The sequence below is a fragment of the Flagellimonas zhangzhouensis genome, assembly GCF_900102925.1.
GTDB lineage: Bacteria > Bacteroidota > Bacteroidia > Flavobacteriales > Flavobacteriaceae > Flagellimonas > Flagellimonas zhangzhouensis.
This window is the reverse complement of sequence record NZ_FNKI01000002.1, coordinates 451,139-465,768: the sequence shown is the minus strand read 5'-3', so window position 1 is coordinate 465,768 and position 14,630 is coordinate 451,139. Positions and strand designations below refer to the sequence as shown.

The following is a 14,630-nucleotide window of genomic DNA, read 5'->3' as shown; positions in this document are numbered from 1 at the left end:
TTTAGTTGTTAAATTGGCTATAATTATCATCAATCAGTAGCAAAAGAGACTTCTAATGCAGGAAAATGAGCGTAAACTTCAGCAGGAAGCTGAAGGTGGAACAGAACAAATTTCGGAAAACAACACTGGACAAGTGGAGGAAAGCACACAAGCTGAACCCGCTGCGTCTGAAGTAACAACATCCGAAAGTGAAGAGGAAACCAAAGTTGAACAAGAGAGTGCTGAAGCACCTAAAACAACTGAAGCTCAAGAAGATTCCGACAATCATTTAGATGAAATAGACGAGTCCAACGCTGAAGATGCCGAAGATTCAGACAACGAAAAGCGCCATTATATTCCGATTTTGGATTACCATTCCATGTCCATGGAAAATTTGGTAGGAGAATTACAACGCTTGGTAAAGAACGAAAAGGTGCAAGCCATCGGCAAGCATGTGAGCTCCATAAAATATGAGTTCGACCAAAAGTTTCAGGAGTTTTTAGAGCACAAAAAAGAGGAGTTTGTTTCCAAGGGTGGTAACGAAATCGATTTTCGGTACAATTCGGTATCTAAAAGACAGTTCAACGAGGTCTACTCCGAATACCGTGAAAAACGTGACCACTACTACAAACAATTGGAGCAGTCCTTAAAGGACAATTTGCAAAAAAGACTGGAAATTATCGAAGAGCTTAAAGGCCTTATCGATATCGAAGAAGACATCAACACTACCTATAATAACTTTAAAGACCTGCAACACCGCTGGAAAAATGCAGGACCGATTCCCCGCACCAATTACAACGATGTTTGGCGCACCTACCATCACCACATGGAAATCTTCTACGATTTCCTGCACTTGAACCGCGAGTTACGTGATCTGGATTTTAAACACAATCTAGAGGAAAAACAAAAGTTGGTGGAACGCGCCGAAGCTTTGGCCAAGGAACCAGACCTCGGAAAAGCTTTTAGGGAACTACAGACCCTTCACAAAATTTGGAAGGAAGATATTGGACCCGTTGCCAAAGAAAATCGAGAAGAAATTTGGGACCGTTTTAGTAGTGCTACCAAAGCTATGCACCAGCGTAGACAAGAGCATTTCATGGAACTGGAGAAGGGTTACGAAGTCAATTTGGTGAAAAAGCAGGAAATTATAGCCTCAATTGCCAAGATTGCCGAAAACGTAGCAGACAACCATAGAGGTATCCAAAAACAAATTAAAGAGGTAGAAGAACTTCGTGAATCCTTTTTTAATGCTGGAAAAGTACCTCAAAAGGTAAACGAGGAAACTTGGAGTCAGTTTAAAGAAGCCGTACGACAGTTTAATCGCAGTAAAAACTCCTTTTATAAAAACCAAAAGAAGGATCAGCAACAAAATCTCGAGCGCAAAAAAGAGCTGCTGGAATTAGCAATTTCATTAAAGGACAACGATGACTACGCTTCCACCACTCCAGAAATGAAACGCATTCAGAGCGAATGGAAGAAAATTGGACATGTACCCAGAAAGTATTCTGATAAAATCTGGAACGAGTTTAAAAATGCTTGTAACCATTACTTTGACAGGCTGCATTCTGAGCAAAACGAGGCACACAAGGAAGAGTTCGAAAACTTCAAACATAAAAATGCCTGTTTAGAGCGTTTGAAGAAATTCCAACTGAGCGGCGACAAGAAAAAAGACTTGGAGGAATTAAAAGGATTCCTTGCCGAATGGAAACAATATGGTCGAATTCCATACAACAAAAAACACATCAACAGCAAGTTTAATAAAATCATGGAGGCCCTTTTCAAAAAAATGGGCATCAGTCGACAAGAATCCGATTTACTGCGCTACGGCAACAAAGTACAGGAATTGGCCAAAACAGAAGACAACCAGGCCATTGGCAACGAACGTGTATTTATTAAGCGTAAAGTCAACGAAATCAAAGCTGACATTCGTCAATTGGAAAACAACTTGCAGTTTTTCTCTGGCGATTCCGAAGACAATCCTTTGGTGAAACAGGTCGTAAACAACCTGAACAAACAAAAAGATGCCCTTCAAACTTGGAAAGAAAAGTTGAAAAACTTGAACATATTGGAGCATAAGCTCAATAAAGAAGCCGAGGAGGAAGAGGACAACGCTGGAGAAGAAGAATAAATTCCCATCACACTTTTACGTTCACTCAATAGCCTTTAAAAAGTATTTGATAAGGTCGGTTGTGGTTACAATTCCCTTAATTTTTCCATCATCCACCACAGGCATTGCATGGAACTCCCTTTTCGACAACGTTTCTGCAACTTCCCGAATGGTAGTATCCGAAGTTACACAAACCACATCGTTGACCATAACTTGCGGAATGGTGAACATATTGTAGACAATGGTGTCCACAAATTCTTCATGTTCGTCCACGGCATCGGCAAAACTAATTCGAAGTAAATCGGTATAGCTCAACATACCTTTGATTATTTTTCCTTCTACTACGGGAATATGCCGAATGTGATGTTTTTTGAATAGCTTTTCAGCAGTAACCAAATCATCTTTTGGGCTTAGGGTGACCAACTTTTTGGTCATAATTTTCGAGACAGGAATACCAGTTTTCATCTTTCCGAGTATTAAAAATTCCTTGAATGAAGTTAGCATTATCCCGCTTGGGAAAGTATGACAATTATCAGCCTGTCATTTATTTTGCGGCCCGCAAAACCTTGTGAAATGAACACAAACTGAATGTTTACTTACATTTTTGCGCAATTCACCCCTTTTTCTTGTGAAAAATTACAAGAATTAAAACCTTTACACTTTTAGAATACCAAACCTCCGAACCATGAAAAACCTTTTTATTCTAGGGCTGTTCTTTCTTTGCAGTCAATTTTCCTTTTCCCAATCATTTTTTGAAACTAGTTGGATCAGCAATGATGTAAAATACACGGCATTTTTTGTTCAACATACCGACAAAGACGCCTTCGTTTGTGTAAAATACTTCATGAACGGATCTGAAAGAGTCGCTTTGTATGAGAGTCAACTTAAAACTTTTACGAAATCAAATGGAGAAACCGATGAATATTGGGATGGCTTTGGTGCCACAATGAAACGCGGAGCGGCTGGTGCCAACTATAATGCCGATAATTTCTACATTAAATCCTTGGGGAATGGAAAATATGAGGCCTTTACCGCAGATGATAAAGGTTTTAATGGTGGAGATTTTACCCAGTATATGAAACCCACTTTATATTGGATAAGCCTACAAAAAGAGGCAGTCACTACAAGATATTTGGATGATTATTTGGACAGTGAGGATATCATTTATCAATTATTATCGTTTTTAGGAAATGGTCAAGCCGAATTTAAAACCACAGATACTGCTATTGCTGCAGTAGGACATGGAATAAGCCATTATAATCCTCCTTATGACAAAGGCGAGTGGGTAATTGCGATGAGTGATTTTGGGGCTTCGGCATACACCAAGCAAATCATTAAACAATCTGACACATATCCTAATGATTGGATCAAACAGCAATGGGGTGAAGGTTATTTTATAACCGATTTATCTTATGACTCTTTCATGGGTCGATTTTTGGTTGTTATGAGTAAAGGCCCCAACCTAAGTGGACCACAATCATGGAAAAAATCGGATACTTTCCCCAAAGATTGGATAAAAGAAAAATGGGATGATTCACACCACATTACCTCCATTACCTATGGCGCAGGAAATTGGTACTTGGCCATGACAAAAAATACTGGATTAAGCACCCAACGTTGGAAAACCAGTTACGAATTTCCAAAAAGCTGGATTAGCGACAATTGGAATGAAGGCTTTTCCATAACTTCTGCTACCTATGGTGGTGGTGTTTGGGCCTTCAGTATGAGCAAGAATGCCAATTTAGGTCGACAAACTTGGAAAACCTCAGAGGACTACCCCATAGATTGGATTCGCGAAAAGGCAGGGGAAGATTACAAAATCACTTCCATTGCTTATGGGAATGGTCAATGGTTCATAGCCATGTCTGACACGCCCAACATTCGTTTCAACACCTCTTTTACGGGATTAACCGAAATACCTATCGACAAGATTCTTGAGAAAGCTTCAGGAACTGAGTACTAAGTAAAACCTAATTATTTAGCAACGTTTACGGAACGTGTTTCTCGAATAACAGTCACCTTAACCTGTCCTGGATAGGTCATATCGGTTTGTATCTTTTGTGAAATCTCAAAGGAAAGTTCAGCGGCTTTGTCGTCGTTTACTTTTTCGCTTTCAACAATTACACGTAGTTCTCTACCTGCTTGAATGGCATAGGCTTTTTGTACCCCATTGAAACCAAAAGCGATATCTTCAAGATCTTTCAATCTTTGGATGTAAGAATCCAAAACTTGACGTCTTGCTCCAGGTCTTGCACCACTAATGGCATCACAAACCTGTACAATTGGAGATATAAGCGTGGTCATTTCTATTTCGTCGTGGTGAGCACCGATTGCGTTGCACACTTCTTTCTTTTCACCATATTTTTGGGCCCATTGCATACCCAAAATCGCGTGTGGAGTTTCCACTTCTACTTCGGCCATTGGCACCTTTCCTATATCGTGAAGTAATCCTGCTCGTTTGGCAATTTTTGGATTCAGACCCAATTCAGCGGCCATTACACCACAAAGTTTGGCCACCTCCCTAGAGTGTTGCAATAAGTTTTGACCGTAAGAAGAACGGTACTTCATACGTCCAACTGCCTTGATTAATTCTGGGTGCAATCCATGGATACCCAAATCGATTACGGTACGTTTTCCGATTTCTGCGATTTCCTCATTGATTTGCTTCTCTGTCTTTTTCACCACTTCCTCGATACGAGCTGGGTGAATTCTACCATCGGTCACCAATCGGTGTAATGATAAACGTGCCACTTCTCTTCGTACAGAATCAAAACAAGAAAGAATAATGGCTTCAGGAGTATCGTCCACAATGATTTCCACACCCGTTGCTGCTTCCAGCGCACGAATGTTTCTACCTTCACGTCCAATAATTCGTCCTTTCACATCATCTGACTCCAAATTGAACACAGATACACAGTTTTCAACTGCTTCTTCGGTTCCAATTCGCTGAATGGTGTTGATAACAATTTTTCTGGCTTCTTGCTGTGCGGTAAGTTTCGCTTCTTCCAAGGTGTTTTGAAGATAGGCCATGGCATCGGTCTTCGCTGTTTCTTTCAACGATTCCAATAACTGCGACTTGGCATCTTCGGCAGATAATCCAGAGATTACCTCAAGTTGCTGCACTTGGCTTTTGTGCAATTTCTCCAGTTCGGCGTGCTTCTTTTCGAAGATTTCGCCCTTATAATCAACCTCTTTGATTTTCTCCTGAAGTTGATCGTTTAATTTTTTATTCTTGGCAAGTTCACTGCTCACCTGCGACTCCTTATCTCGAGTACGCTTTTCGGCTTCGGCAATTTTCTTGTCTTTATTTATAATGACCTTTTCGTGCTCGGCCTTTAATTCCAAAAACTTTTCCTTGGCCTGAAATATTTTATCCTTTTTGATGCCCTCACCTTCCTTATTGGCTTCTTTTAAGATATCTGCAGCTTCTTTCTTTGCATTGGCAATGGTCTTGGAGGCCTTGCCTTTCTCCATCATTTTTGCTATTGAAAAACCGATCGCCAACCCTACAACGGCTGCAGCGGCTATTACTATGATATTATCCATTTTGGCTATGTTTAGTTAAAAAAAAAGCCCACATTGACCGAAGTTTTGTACAAACTCCTAATAACAGGTTTAGGGCTAACAGCCTGATCAAGGATCCCTATACGAGTAGGGCCTGCTTTTACAGACTAAACTCACCCTTTCTATTTGTAATAGTGTTGAGTTTGTCAAAAAATTAATACCAATGTGGGCAGTAACAATATTTTATTTAAAAGAACTTATTCCCCTAATTTGGAGTGCAGCAACTCATCCAAGGCCTTTAAGCGCTGCATGGCAGCTTCGGCATTTTCAGATTGGTCGATACCTCCTTGCTCAATTTTGGATGCAAACTGCAGGGCACACATGGCCAATACATCTTGCTTATCCCTAACGGCATAGTTTTGCTCAAATTTTTTCACCAAGTTCTCAATGTTCTTGGCGGCTTTTCGCAAACCTTCTTCTTGCCTTGGGTCGATTGTCAGGGGATACACCCTATCGGCAATGGAAAGCTTTATTTTGAGCTTTTCGTCCATAATATCAGTACAAATTAATCCGCCAACTTGGCTATGCAAACATCGAGTTCGCGAATCAATGTATTTATTTTGAGCTTAGCTTCTGTTTTACTCGTATCACTACCCAGCATTGTATTTGCCATTTTTAACGAATTGTATTTTTCTTCCCAATCCGCCAGTGCTTGTAGTTTGTCATTGTTTTCATCTTTTAAGAGGTCCAATTCTTTTTCCAATTTGGCGTTTACTTGGTGCAATAGCTCCATTTTGTGCAGCAATTTGCTCACCTTATTTTCCAAAGAATCCACAATACCAACTAGTTCGCTCATATATGCAAACGACAATGCGTATAACACAAAGTTAACCAACCTCGGACAACCTCGCAATACTTTTTAGATTTATTCTTAAAGCTATGCTTGAGGTGCAGAATGCTAACTTAATTCCTTTTTTTTGAGATCAAAACATTGGTTATTTTCGTAACTTATTATAAAGTCCTTTATGCAAAAAAGCCTTTTCCCCATTCTTTTTTTGATTGTGTTTCATCTTTCTGCCCAAATGGATTATCCCAAAGAATCCTTTCAATCACCTTTGGAAATACCCTTGGTTTTGGCGGGGACTTTTGGGGAATTACGCTCCAATCATTTTCATTCAGGTATCGACATTAAAACCCAGCAACGCGAAGGTTTACCTGTTTTGGCAATTTCGGATGGTACTATTACACGAATTGTGGTGAAACATTGGGGGTATGGCAAGGCGCTTTATGTAGCCCACCCGAATGGGTACACCTCTGTTTACGGGCATTTGCAAAAATTTTCACCAGAGATTGAGGCCTATGTTAAAAAGGTACAATACCAAAAGCAATCTTACGAAGTCGAAATTTTTCCCGATTATGGCGAAGTCAAAGTCACTAAAGGGAATACTATCGCCTATTCTGGAAATACGGGTGGTTCTGCAGGTCCACACTTGCATTTTGAAATTCGGAACAGCGTGAACAGCAAACCGACCAACCCACTACTTTACGGATATGATGTGCGGGATGCCACCGACCCCACCCTTTTGGGGCTGTACGGTTATCCCTTGTCCGATGATGCCATGGTGAACCAGAGTCAAGAAAAAATACAATTAAACTACACCAAACAGGCAGATGGCTCTTTCTTGGCAGATAAGGTGAGTGCGATCGGAACTATAGGTTTTGGCATCAATACCTTTGATCGCTTGGATTTGGCAGCCAATAAAAATGGGATTTACTCCATAAAACAAATCGTTAATGGAAGAGAGTATTCCAACTTCGATTTTGAGACTTTTTCATTTGGTGAAACGCGCTACATCAATACCCTAATTGATTACGAGCATTTTTATGATCATCGCCAACGCATTCAAAAAATATTCAAAGAGCCATATAATCACCTTAGCATTTACAACACCCTTTATAACAATGGCAAAATTGATATCACCGAAGGTATGTCGTACAATGTAGAGTTTTTAATTGCTGATATTGAAGGGAACACCACCAAACTTGTAGTGCCCATTGAAGGCAAACGTGAAGCTGTAAAAATTCCCAGAAAGGATAGAACTACCGAAAATTATGTGATTGCCAGCAAACCCAATAATTATGATTTGGGAGCGGCCAAGGTGTATTTTCCTGCCAACACATTTTATGAAGATTTCTACATCAACCTAGAAAAAGGCAACGACACCATTACCATTCACGACAACAGTGTTGCGGCACATAGGAATTTCACGATTAGTTTTGACCCTTCCAAGTATGCCCAAGAAGACAGGGACCAATTATTTATTGCCCATTTAGATATTGATGGTCGTCCTTCCCATTCCACGACCTATAAAAGAGATGGATCGTTTACCACGAGAACCCGAACCTTGGGAACATATACTTTAGTAAAAGACAGTGTTGCTCCAACCATCAAACCAAAAAACTTTAAGGCGAAACAATGGCTGAACAATTTTAGCTATCTAAGTCTTCGAATAACTGATGATTTAAGTGGAATTGATACCTATTCAGCTACTTTGAACGGTAAATGGATCTTGATGGAATACGAACCAAAGAACAACACCATCACCTATAACTTTGAGGACAATATTTCCAACGAAACAGAAAACGAGCTGATTGTTACCGTAACGGACAATGTAGGAAACTCAACTACCTATAGCACAACTTTTTTCAGGAAATAGCCTTATTTTTGCAACCGAAATTAAAACTCCATACCTGATTGGTATTTGAATTTATTTTTAAGCCAACCCCAAAAACCTCATGTGCTTAACTAAAAATTTATTGATGAAAAATATTGTTTTCTTTTTTGCTTTACTGATCACTACATGTGCATCTGCCCAAAAGAACATTTATGAGAATATTCGTTTTGATGCGCTCTCACAAGATCATGAGGTTTTGGCAATTGTACCCTTTATTGCACATTTAGAGCTTAAGGAAGCCGTAGATCAAAACGATTTGAAAGTGTTGGCCGAAAAAGAGGGCTATGCGGTACAGAATGCTTTGGAAACCTATTTTTCCAAACGGAAAAAGCGTAAAAAGTTCAATGTGGATTTTCAGAATATTACGAACACCAATGCGATTTTGTCCCAAAACAATATTGACTACAACAATATAGATACTTACACCACCCAAGAGCTTTGTAAAATTTTGGAGGTAGACGGGATTATCAGTGGCAATCTCAATCTAAACATTTTACTTTCAGAAGGCGTGCCCACAGATTTCAGTATTTTGGATTACTTCAGCGGAGATGCAAATTACGGCCGTATTGGTGTTAAGGTGAGTGATGGTGATACAGGAAAACTCCTTTGGAAGTTTGAAAATGCCATCACCAAAAAAACGGGTAAGAACACCACCGAACTCATCGATAAAATGATGAAAACGGCTTCCCGTAAATTTCCTTACGATAAAGATAAAAAGAGAGATAGAAATTAATTCTCCGCAAACTCCTTCAACACCTGAATGGTATAATCCAATTCTTCTTTGGTGTTGTACATGGAGAATGAAAAACGAAGTGATGGTTTTTCCAATTCAGTTCCGCTCATAATTTCGGAAAGTACGTGCGACCCCATATCACTACCAGACTGGCAAGCACTTCCTTTAGAGCATGCAATTCCTTTCATATCCAAATGGAACAGCAACATCAACCCTTTTTGTTTATCGAAGGGCAAACGCACACTGGCCAAGGTATAGGTGCTTTTTTCCAAATCAGCAGATAGCCCATTGAAAATAACTCCAGGAATTTCTTCTTTGATTTTATCTAGAAAGTATTGCTTAAGCTCTTTAACCGTTTCGGTCTCTTCATCCAAATGCTCGTAAGCTTTAATAAAGGCTTCTTCCAACCCAACAATGTTATGGAAAGGCTCTGTGCCAGCTCTAAAACCTCTTTCTTGGGCTCCTCCAACAATCAACGGCTTTAAACCAGAATTCTTTCGGATAAACGCAAAACCGATTCCTTTTGGACCATGAAATTTATGGGCCGCAGCAGTCATAAAATCAATCGGTACGTTTTGTAAATCCCAAGCATAATGTCCAATGGATTGCACGGTATCTGAATGAAAAAGCGCATCATTCTCTCTACAAAGAGCTCCAACAGCAGCGATATCCGTAATATTTCCAATTTCGTTGTTTACATGCATCAAGCTCACCAACTTTTTGGAATCATCTTGCTTTAGCAATTGCTCCAAATGGTCCAATTTGGGATTACCTACCTCATCCAAGTCCACATAAAATACTTGAATTCCGTATTCCTTTTCCAACTCTTCCACTGTATGCAAAACAGCATGATGCTCAATTTTGGAAGTAATAATGGTCTCAACACCCAAATCGCGAACTGAACAACGTAGAATCATATTGTCCGCTTCGGTTCCACCAGAAGTAAATATAATTTCCGATGGTTGCGCATTCAAGGTTTTGGCAATGGTTTTACGGGCTTTCTCCACAGCGGTCTTAGCCGAACGACCAAAACTGTGGGTTGATGAAGGATTGCCATAAAACGTAGCAAGAGCCTCCTGCATTCTGTTGATCACTTCGTCCCTTACCTGCGTGGTTGCCGCATTGTCCAAATACACTTTTTGCATGGTCAAGTTGAATTTTTTGCGATGCAAAAGTACAGGAAATAAAGTTAATTTCTCAGAAAGTAAGTCATAGGATTGGGGTATTACATTGGAATTACTTTAAATTTGACGCATGAGGAAATTTTTCTTTTTAATGCTATCTGTAGCAACGATTGTTTCTTGTAGCGATGGCGATTTGAGTATAGAAACCATAGATTTTGACAGCATTGCGATAGACTATTGCACAGCACCTAGTCGAACTACTGCCAACCTTTTATTTAAAATAAATGAGGATCAGGTCTTGATTCTAGAATTGCAAAGCGGCGTTTTGAACAATGGTGTGGTTGGTGAAACGGTAATTACTGAAAGTGCAGTTCCTGGCAGATCACAAGTTACTTACCGTATTTTTAACGATGATGTGGATGACGGCTATTTTTGCGATAACATTCCTCCCGCCGACCCAGTTGTAACCGATGAAGTGGTTGCCGAAGATGGATCCGTAATCATTACCACTATTGTGAATCCAGATGACAGCACCCAGTTCTTGCACACTATTCAATTGAGTGGCATCTCTTTTATCACAGGAAGTGATGAACGAATCACCAATTTAACGATTAGTGAGTTCGGGGAAGTCACCACCGCAATCCCTTAAGGATTCTGATAAATATATACCTCGGTGGCGCCCAGACCGTACTTTTGGTAATCGGCATCGTAGTATTTTACATTGTCATACCGACCAAAAAGATAATGTAGCTCTTCTTTGAGTACTCCCTCACCCACCCCATGGATAAACACTACTTTTTGTATACGTTTATCAATGGCAAACTCCAATTGCCGTCTTGCGGTATCCATTTGCACATTGAGCATATCAAATTTGGTCATCCCTCTGGTCGATTTTACCAATTGATGAATATGTAGGTCCACCTCCATTTTGGGAGCACTTCGCTCTTTGGGTTTTACGGCGATAGTTTTCCTCCTTTTCGGAAGCTCCTTTTCTCCTTTGACCTTGGCAACCTCATGGTTGGACACGGCAATTCTTCCTTCAATTTTAACCAATTCGGCAGCATTGTAACGCATCGGAAAACCTTCATCGGTAATTAAAGTAACCTGATCACCCATAACAGCATCCACAATACCAGAAATGGCCTCATCCAATACCTCAACCCTATCTCCTGCTTTAAATTTTGCCATATTCCATTGCTGACGTAAAAAATGATGTAAAAGTTAAACCCGAATACAAAAATAATAGTATTTTTCGGCCAATACAGGCAATGATGCAGCTAAAACTAACCATATTCGCTATCAGCTTGAAGGATTACATGCTACCCTGTCTCAACAAAAAATTGTTTGGGCTGGATTGCCCTGGCTGTGGTATGCAACGATCCGTAGACCTTTTGCTTCATGGTAGGTTTGTTGATGCTTTTCACATGTACCCTGCAGTATATCCCATTATTTTTTTACTACTTTTTTTGACCACCAACCTTTTTGTCAAATTTAAGTTTGCCCAACAGATCAAGTTGGTTTTAATGTTGATTACAGCAGGCACCATCATTGTGAGTTACGTTTTAAAAATGAACAACCTTTTTAATTAAAACTTTAAAATATGGAACAACAAAAATTACCCAACGCAACCCTGATCTTGGTCTTTGGTATTATATCAATCATTACTTGTTGCTGTTATGGGGTTATCGGTCTTATTTTTGGTATTATTGGTCTGGTTTTGGCCAATAAAGCCTTAAAACTGTATGCGGAAAACCCAGAAATGTATGAGGGTGTTCAATCGGTAAAAACAGGAAGAATTCTTGCCATCATCGGTATCGTATTAAACGTTTTGGCCATGGGCTACATGATTTGGGCCATTTCTTTCTTCGGATGGGATACCTTGCAAGACCCACAAAGAATGCAAGAAATTTTAGAGCAATATCAATAAACAATTTATATGAGCCAACAACCCTTACCAGGGGCAAGCACGGTGCTAACCATGGGGATCCTCTCCATTGTTGGCACCCTGATTTGCTGTGGTCCATTTGGTGCCATTTTTAGTATCGTCGGATTAACAAAAGCTAAATCCGTAACACAACTGTATGAACAAAGTCCAGAAAGCTATTCGGATTTCAGCAGTGTAAAAACAGGCAAGATATTGAGCTATATCGGCATAGCCGTTGCCTTAATTTACCTAGTGCTGTTTATTCTATATTTTGGATTAATAGTTGCCTTGATAACGGCAGGAGAATTTAGTGGCGAATATTAATTCGCCACTTCACTTATAAATTTAAGTCGATATAATCGGAGTTCTTCATCTTCGTAATCCCCTTCAAATTCTTCAATTGCAGCTTTAATGGAATCGGTATCGGCCTCCAAAAAGTAATCATGGATTTCTTCTTGTTGGTCTTCATCAAGAATCTCATCTATCCAATAACCAATGTTCAGTTTTGTGCCACTGAACACGATTTGTTCCATTTCCTTGATCAATTCAGAGAGTTCCAAACCTTTGGCCGAAGCAATATCATCCAACGATAATTTTCTATCGACACTTTGAATCACAAATAATTTTAAGGCTGAATTGGCACCTGTACTTTTAACCACAAGGTCATCTGGGCGAACAATTTCATTTTCATCCACATATTTTGCGATCAGATCTATGAATGGTTTTCCATATTTTTTTGCCTTACCCTCACCAACACCTTGAATATTGAGTAATTCTTGCATGTCAATCGGATATTTCAAGGACATATCTTCCAATGATGGATCTTGGAACACCACAAAAGGTGGCACATCTCTTTTTTGAGCCTCCTTTTTACGAAGATCTTTTAAAAGCTTGAGCAAATTATCATCGGCTCCGCCACTTCCTTTGGCAGCCGTTACCACATTATCATCTGCGGTTTCGGAATACACATGGTCTTTCGTCATCATAAAGGAATCTGGCTGCTCCAAAAATTGTTTTCCCTCTTTGGTCATATGCAAGATTCCATAGCGCTCAATTTCCTTTTTAAGTAATCCAGCCACTAATACTTGACGTACCAAGGCCATCCAATACGCTTTGTCTTTTTCCTTTCCTATACCGAAGAACGGTTTTTCGTCTGTTTTATGGGAAGAAATCATGGCATTGGTTTTCCCAACCAAAATCCTAACTATTTCCTTGGTCTTAAATTTTTCATTGGTGTCCTGAACCACGGTCAATAGTTTGACCACTTCATCCTTAGCTTCTTCTTTAGGTTTTGGATTACGGGTGTTATCATCCATATCGGCTCCCTCCCCATTTTCCGCATCAAATTCTTCACCGAAATAATGGAGTATAAATTTTCTTCGCGACATGGAAGTTTCTGCATAGGCCACAATCTCTTGAAGTAATGCATTCCCGATTTCTTGTTCAGCCACTGGTTTACCCGACATAAATTTTTCGAGCTTTTCAACATCTTTATAGGAATAATAGGCCAAACAGTGCCCTTCACCCCCATCACGACCAGCTCTACCAGTTTCTTGGTAGTAACTTTCTATACTTTTTGGAATATCATGGTGAATCACAAAACGCACGTCGGGTTTGTCGATTCCCATTCCGAAGGCGATAGTAGCCACAACCACATCCACTTCCTCCATCAAAAACATATCTTGATATCTGGAACGGGTCTTGGCATCGAAACCTGCATGATAAGGTACAGCACTCACTCCATTTACCTGAAGTACCTGCGCTAGTTCTTCCACTCGTTTGCGGCTCAAACAATACACAATTCCAGATTTACCTTGATGCTGTTTCACAAACCGAATAATATCGGCATCCACATTCTTGGTCTTTGGACGCACTTCATAAAACAAGTTGGGACGGTTGAATGAAGCTTTAAATACTTTAGCATCATTCATTCCCAAGTTTTTGATAATATCTTCTTGCACCTTTGGCGTTGCCGTTGCAGTAAGCCCAATAATTGGAATATCATCCCCCAAACGGCTGATAATCGCTTTCAAGTTTCGGTATTCTGGTCTAAAGTCGTGTCCCCATTCCGAAATACAATGTGCTTCGTCCACTGCAACAAAAGAAAGCTGTACACCTCTTAAAAACTCAATATTTTCTTCCTTAGTCAAGGATTCAGGTGCTACATAAAGCAATTTAGTAACACCATTTGTAATATCTTCCTTTACTTGTTTTACCTCCGTTTTGGTCAACGAAGAGTTCAACACATGGGCAATCCCATTCTGTTCGGATATACCGCGAATGGCATCCACCTGGTTTTTCATTAAAGCAATCAATGGAGAAACGACAATGGCCGTACCTTCTTTCATTAAGGCTGGCAACTGATAACAAAGGGATTTTCCACCCCCTGTGGGCATGATAACGAAGGTGTCATTATTGTTTAGAATATTTTCAATAACACCTTCCTGTAAACCTTTAAATTTTGAGAAACCAAAATATTTTTTGAGGGAAGAATGCAAATCGGTGTTCATTAGGCTCATTTCCG

The 14,630-nt window shown here is 39.8% G+C and carries 15 protein-coding genes and 1 other RNA gene; 8 read left to right on the top strand and 8 right to left on the bottom strand.

All coding sequences use genetic code 11. The features are described from left to right. Positions 1-55 precede the first annotated feature (55 nt). Positions 56-2,107, top strand: coding sequence for a DUF349 domain-containing protein (locus tag BLQ18_RS08960; protein WP_090294532.1), 2,052 nt, complete (start codon positions 56-58; stop codon positions 2,105-2,107). A gap of 21 nt (positions 2,108-2,128) precedes the next feature. On the opposite strand, the gene BLQ18_RS08955 is transcribed toward BLQ18_RS08960, so the two are convergent. Beyond that, on the bottom strand, positions 2,129-2,551 hold the full coding sequence (locus BLQ18_RS08955; protein ID WP_090294530.1) for a CBS domain-containing protein: 423 nt from the start codon (positions 2,549-2,551) through the stop codon (positions 2,129-2,131). A 220-nt stretch (positions 2,552-2,771) separates the two neighbouring features. On the opposite strand from BLQ18_RS08955, the gene BLQ18_RS08950 reads away from it, so the two are divergent. Further along, on the top strand, positions 2,772-4,049 hold the full coding sequence (locus BLQ18_RS08950) for a DUF7477 domain-containing protein (protein WP_090294528.1): 1,278 nt from the start codon (positions 2,772-2,774) through the stop codon (positions 4,047-4,049). Between the two features lie 11 nt (positions 4,050-4,060). Here BLQ18_RS08950 and rny read toward each other — a convergent pair whose 3' ends face one another. The 4 genes from rny to BLQ18_RS08930 form a co-directional block, all read right to left on the bottom strand. Next, the gene (rny, locus tag BLQ18_RS08945) at positions 4,061-5,632 is read right to left on the bottom strand and encodes a ribonuclease Y (protein ID WP_090294525.1); all 1,572 of its coding nucleotides are present in this window, start codon (positions 5,630-5,632) and stop codon (positions 4,061-4,063) included. A gap of 51 nt (positions 5,633-5,683) precedes the next feature. After that, a non-coding RNA gene (ssrS, locus tag BLQ18_RS08940) (6S RNA) lies at positions 5,684-5,793 on the bottom strand. Positions 5,794-5,847: 54 nt separating this feature from the next. Beyond that, the gene (locus BLQ18_RS08935; protein WP_090294520.1) at positions 5,848-6,141 is read right to left on the bottom strand and encodes a cell division protein ZapA; all 294 of its coding nucleotides are present in this window, start codon (positions 6,139-6,141) and stop codon (positions 5,848-5,850) included. 14 nt (positions 6,142-6,155) lie between these two features. Next, positions 6,156-6,446 (bottom strand): hypothetical protein, encoded by a 291-nt coding sequence (locus BLQ18_RS08930; RefSeq protein WP_090294518.1) that lies wholly within the window; start codon positions 6,444-6,446, stop codon positions 6,156-6,158. Between the two features lie 169 nt (positions 6,447-6,615). Here BLQ18_RS08930 and BLQ18_RS08925 point away from each other — a divergent pair, with 169 nt between their 5' ends. Beyond that, entirely contained in the window at positions 6,616-8,307 is a 1,692-nt protein-coding gene (locus tag BLQ18_RS08925; RefSeq protein WP_090294515.1) for a M23 family metallopeptidase, read from the top strand. 103 nt (positions 8,308-8,410) lie between these two features. Further along, positions 8,411-9,058: a hypothetical protein gene (locus BLQ18_RS08920; protein WP_090297472.1), complete on the top strand. Its 648-nt coding sequence runs from the start codon at positions 8,411-8,413 to the stop codon at positions 9,056-9,058. Here the strand turns inward: BLQ18_RS08920 and BLQ18_RS08915 are convergent. Continuing rightward, complete coding sequence (locus BLQ18_RS08915; protein WP_090294511.1) at positions 9,055-10,203, bottom strand: cysteine desulfurase family protein; 1,149 nt, start codon at positions 10,201-10,203, stop codon at positions 9,055-9,057. The genes BLQ18_RS08920 and BLQ18_RS08915 overlap by 4 nt on opposite strands. 109 nt (positions 10,204-10,312) lie before the next feature. Between BLQ18_RS08915 and BLQ18_RS08910 the strand changes: the two genes are divergently transcribed. Beyond that, a complete protein-coding gene (locus BLQ18_RS08910; protein ID WP_090294508.1) occupies positions 10,313-10,831 on the top strand; it encodes a hypothetical protein in 519 nt (172 codons plus the stop codon). Here the strand turns inward: BLQ18_RS08910 and BLQ18_RS08905 are convergent. Beyond that, complete coding sequence (locus BLQ18_RS08905) at positions 10,828-11,370, bottom strand: Smr/MutS family protein (protein ID WP_090294506.1); 543 nt, start codon at positions 11,368-11,370, stop codon at positions 10,828-10,830. The genes BLQ18_RS08910 and BLQ18_RS08905 overlap by 4 nt on opposite strands. Positions 11,371-11,450: 80 nt before the next feature. Here BLQ18_RS08905 and BLQ18_RS08900 point away from each other — a divergent pair, with 80 nt between their 5' ends. From BLQ18_RS08900 to BLQ18_RS08890, 3 genes are read left to right on the top strand one after another with little or no spacing between them, the layout of a single operon-like run. Then, positions 11,451-11,771, top strand: a complete 321-nt coding sequence (locus BLQ18_RS08900) for a DUF2752 domain-containing protein (protein ID WP_090294504.1) — start codon at positions 11,451-11,453, stop codon at positions 11,769-11,771. 11 nt (positions 11,772-11,782) lie between these two features. Then, positions 11,783-12,109 (top strand): CCC motif membrane protein, encoded by a 327-nt coding sequence (locus BLQ18_RS08895; protein WP_090294501.1) that lies wholly within the window; start codon positions 11,783-11,785, stop codon positions 12,107-12,109. 9 nt (positions 12,110-12,118) lie between these two features. Beyond that, positions 12,119-12,430, top strand: a complete 312-nt coding sequence (locus BLQ18_RS08890; RefSeq protein ID WP_090294498.1) for a CCC motif membrane protein — start codon at positions 12,119-12,121, stop codon at positions 12,428-12,430. Here the strand turns inward: BLQ18_RS08890 and recQ are convergent. Beyond that, positions 12,427-14,625, bottom strand: coding sequence for a DNA helicase RecQ (gene recQ / locus BLQ18_RS08885; protein ID WP_090294495.1), 2,199 nt, complete (start codon positions 14,623-14,625; stop codon positions 12,427-12,429). The two genes, BLQ18_RS08890 and recQ, sit on opposite strands and share 4 nt — an antisense overlap. Between the last annotated feature and the right edge of the window lie 5 nt (positions 14,626-14,630).

Excerpts from the sequence above, each read along its gene's own strand:
- rny (WP_090294525.1), bottom strand. The coding sequence starts at position 5,632 with ATGGATAATATCATAGTAATAGCCGCTGCAGCCGTTGTAGGGTTGGCG.
- BLQ18_RS08895 (WP_090294501.1), top strand. The coding sequence starts at position 11,783 with ATGGAACAACAAAAATTACCCAACGCAACCCTGATCTTGGTCTTTGGT.
- BLQ18_RS08915 (WP_090294511.1), bottom strand. The coding sequence starts at position 10,203 with ATGCAAAAAGTGTATTTGGACAATGCGGCAACCACGCAGGTAAGGGAC.
- BLQ18_RS08960 (WP_090294532.1), top strand. The coding sequence starts at position 56 with ATGCAGGAAAATGAGCGTAAACTTCAGCAGGAAGCTGAAGGTGGAACA.
- BLQ18_RS08905 (WP_090294506.1), bottom strand. The coding sequence starts at position 11,370 with ATGGCAAAATTTAAAGCAGGAGATAGGGTTGAGGTATTGGATGAGGCC.
- recQ (WP_090294495.1), bottom strand. The coding sequence starts at position 14,625 with ATGAGCCTAATGAACACCGATTTGCATTCTTCCCTCAAAAAATATTTT.
- BLQ18_RS08935 (WP_090294520.1), bottom strand. The coding sequence starts at position 6,141 with ATGGACGAAAAGCTCAAAATAAAGCTTTCCATTGCCGATAGGGTGTAT.
- BLQ18_RS08910 (WP_090294508.1), top strand. The coding sequence starts at position 10,313 with ATGAGGAAATTTTTCTTTTTAATGCTATCTGTAGCAACGATTGTTTCT.
- BLQ18_RS08920 (WP_090297472.1), top strand. The coding sequence starts at position 8,411 with ATGAAAAATATTGTTTTCTTTTTTGCTTTACTGATCACTACATGTGCA.
- BLQ18_RS08890 (WP_090294498.1), top strand. The coding sequence starts at position 12,119 with ATGAGCCAACAACCCTTACCAGGGGCAAGCACGGTGCTAACCATGGGG.
- BLQ18_RS08900 (WP_090294504.1), top strand. The coding sequence starts at position 11,451 with ATGATGCAGCTAAAACTAACCATATTCGCTATCAGCTTGAAGGATTAC.
- BLQ18_RS08955 (WP_090294530.1), bottom strand. The coding sequence starts at position 2,551 with ATGAAAACTGGTATTCCTGTCTCGAAAATTATGACCAAAAAGTTGGTC.
- BLQ18_RS08950 (WP_090294528.1), top strand. The coding sequence starts at position 2,772 with ATGAAAAACCTTTTTATTCTAGGGCTGTTCTTTCTTTGCAGTCAATTT.
- BLQ18_RS08925 (WP_090294515.1), top strand. The coding sequence starts at position 6,616 with ATGCAAAAAAGCCTTTTCCCCATTCTTTTTTTGATTGTGTTTCATCTT.
- BLQ18_RS08930 (WP_090294518.1), bottom strand. The coding sequence starts at position 6,446 with ATGAGCGAACTAGTTGGTATTGTGGATTCTTTGGAAAATAAGGTGAGC.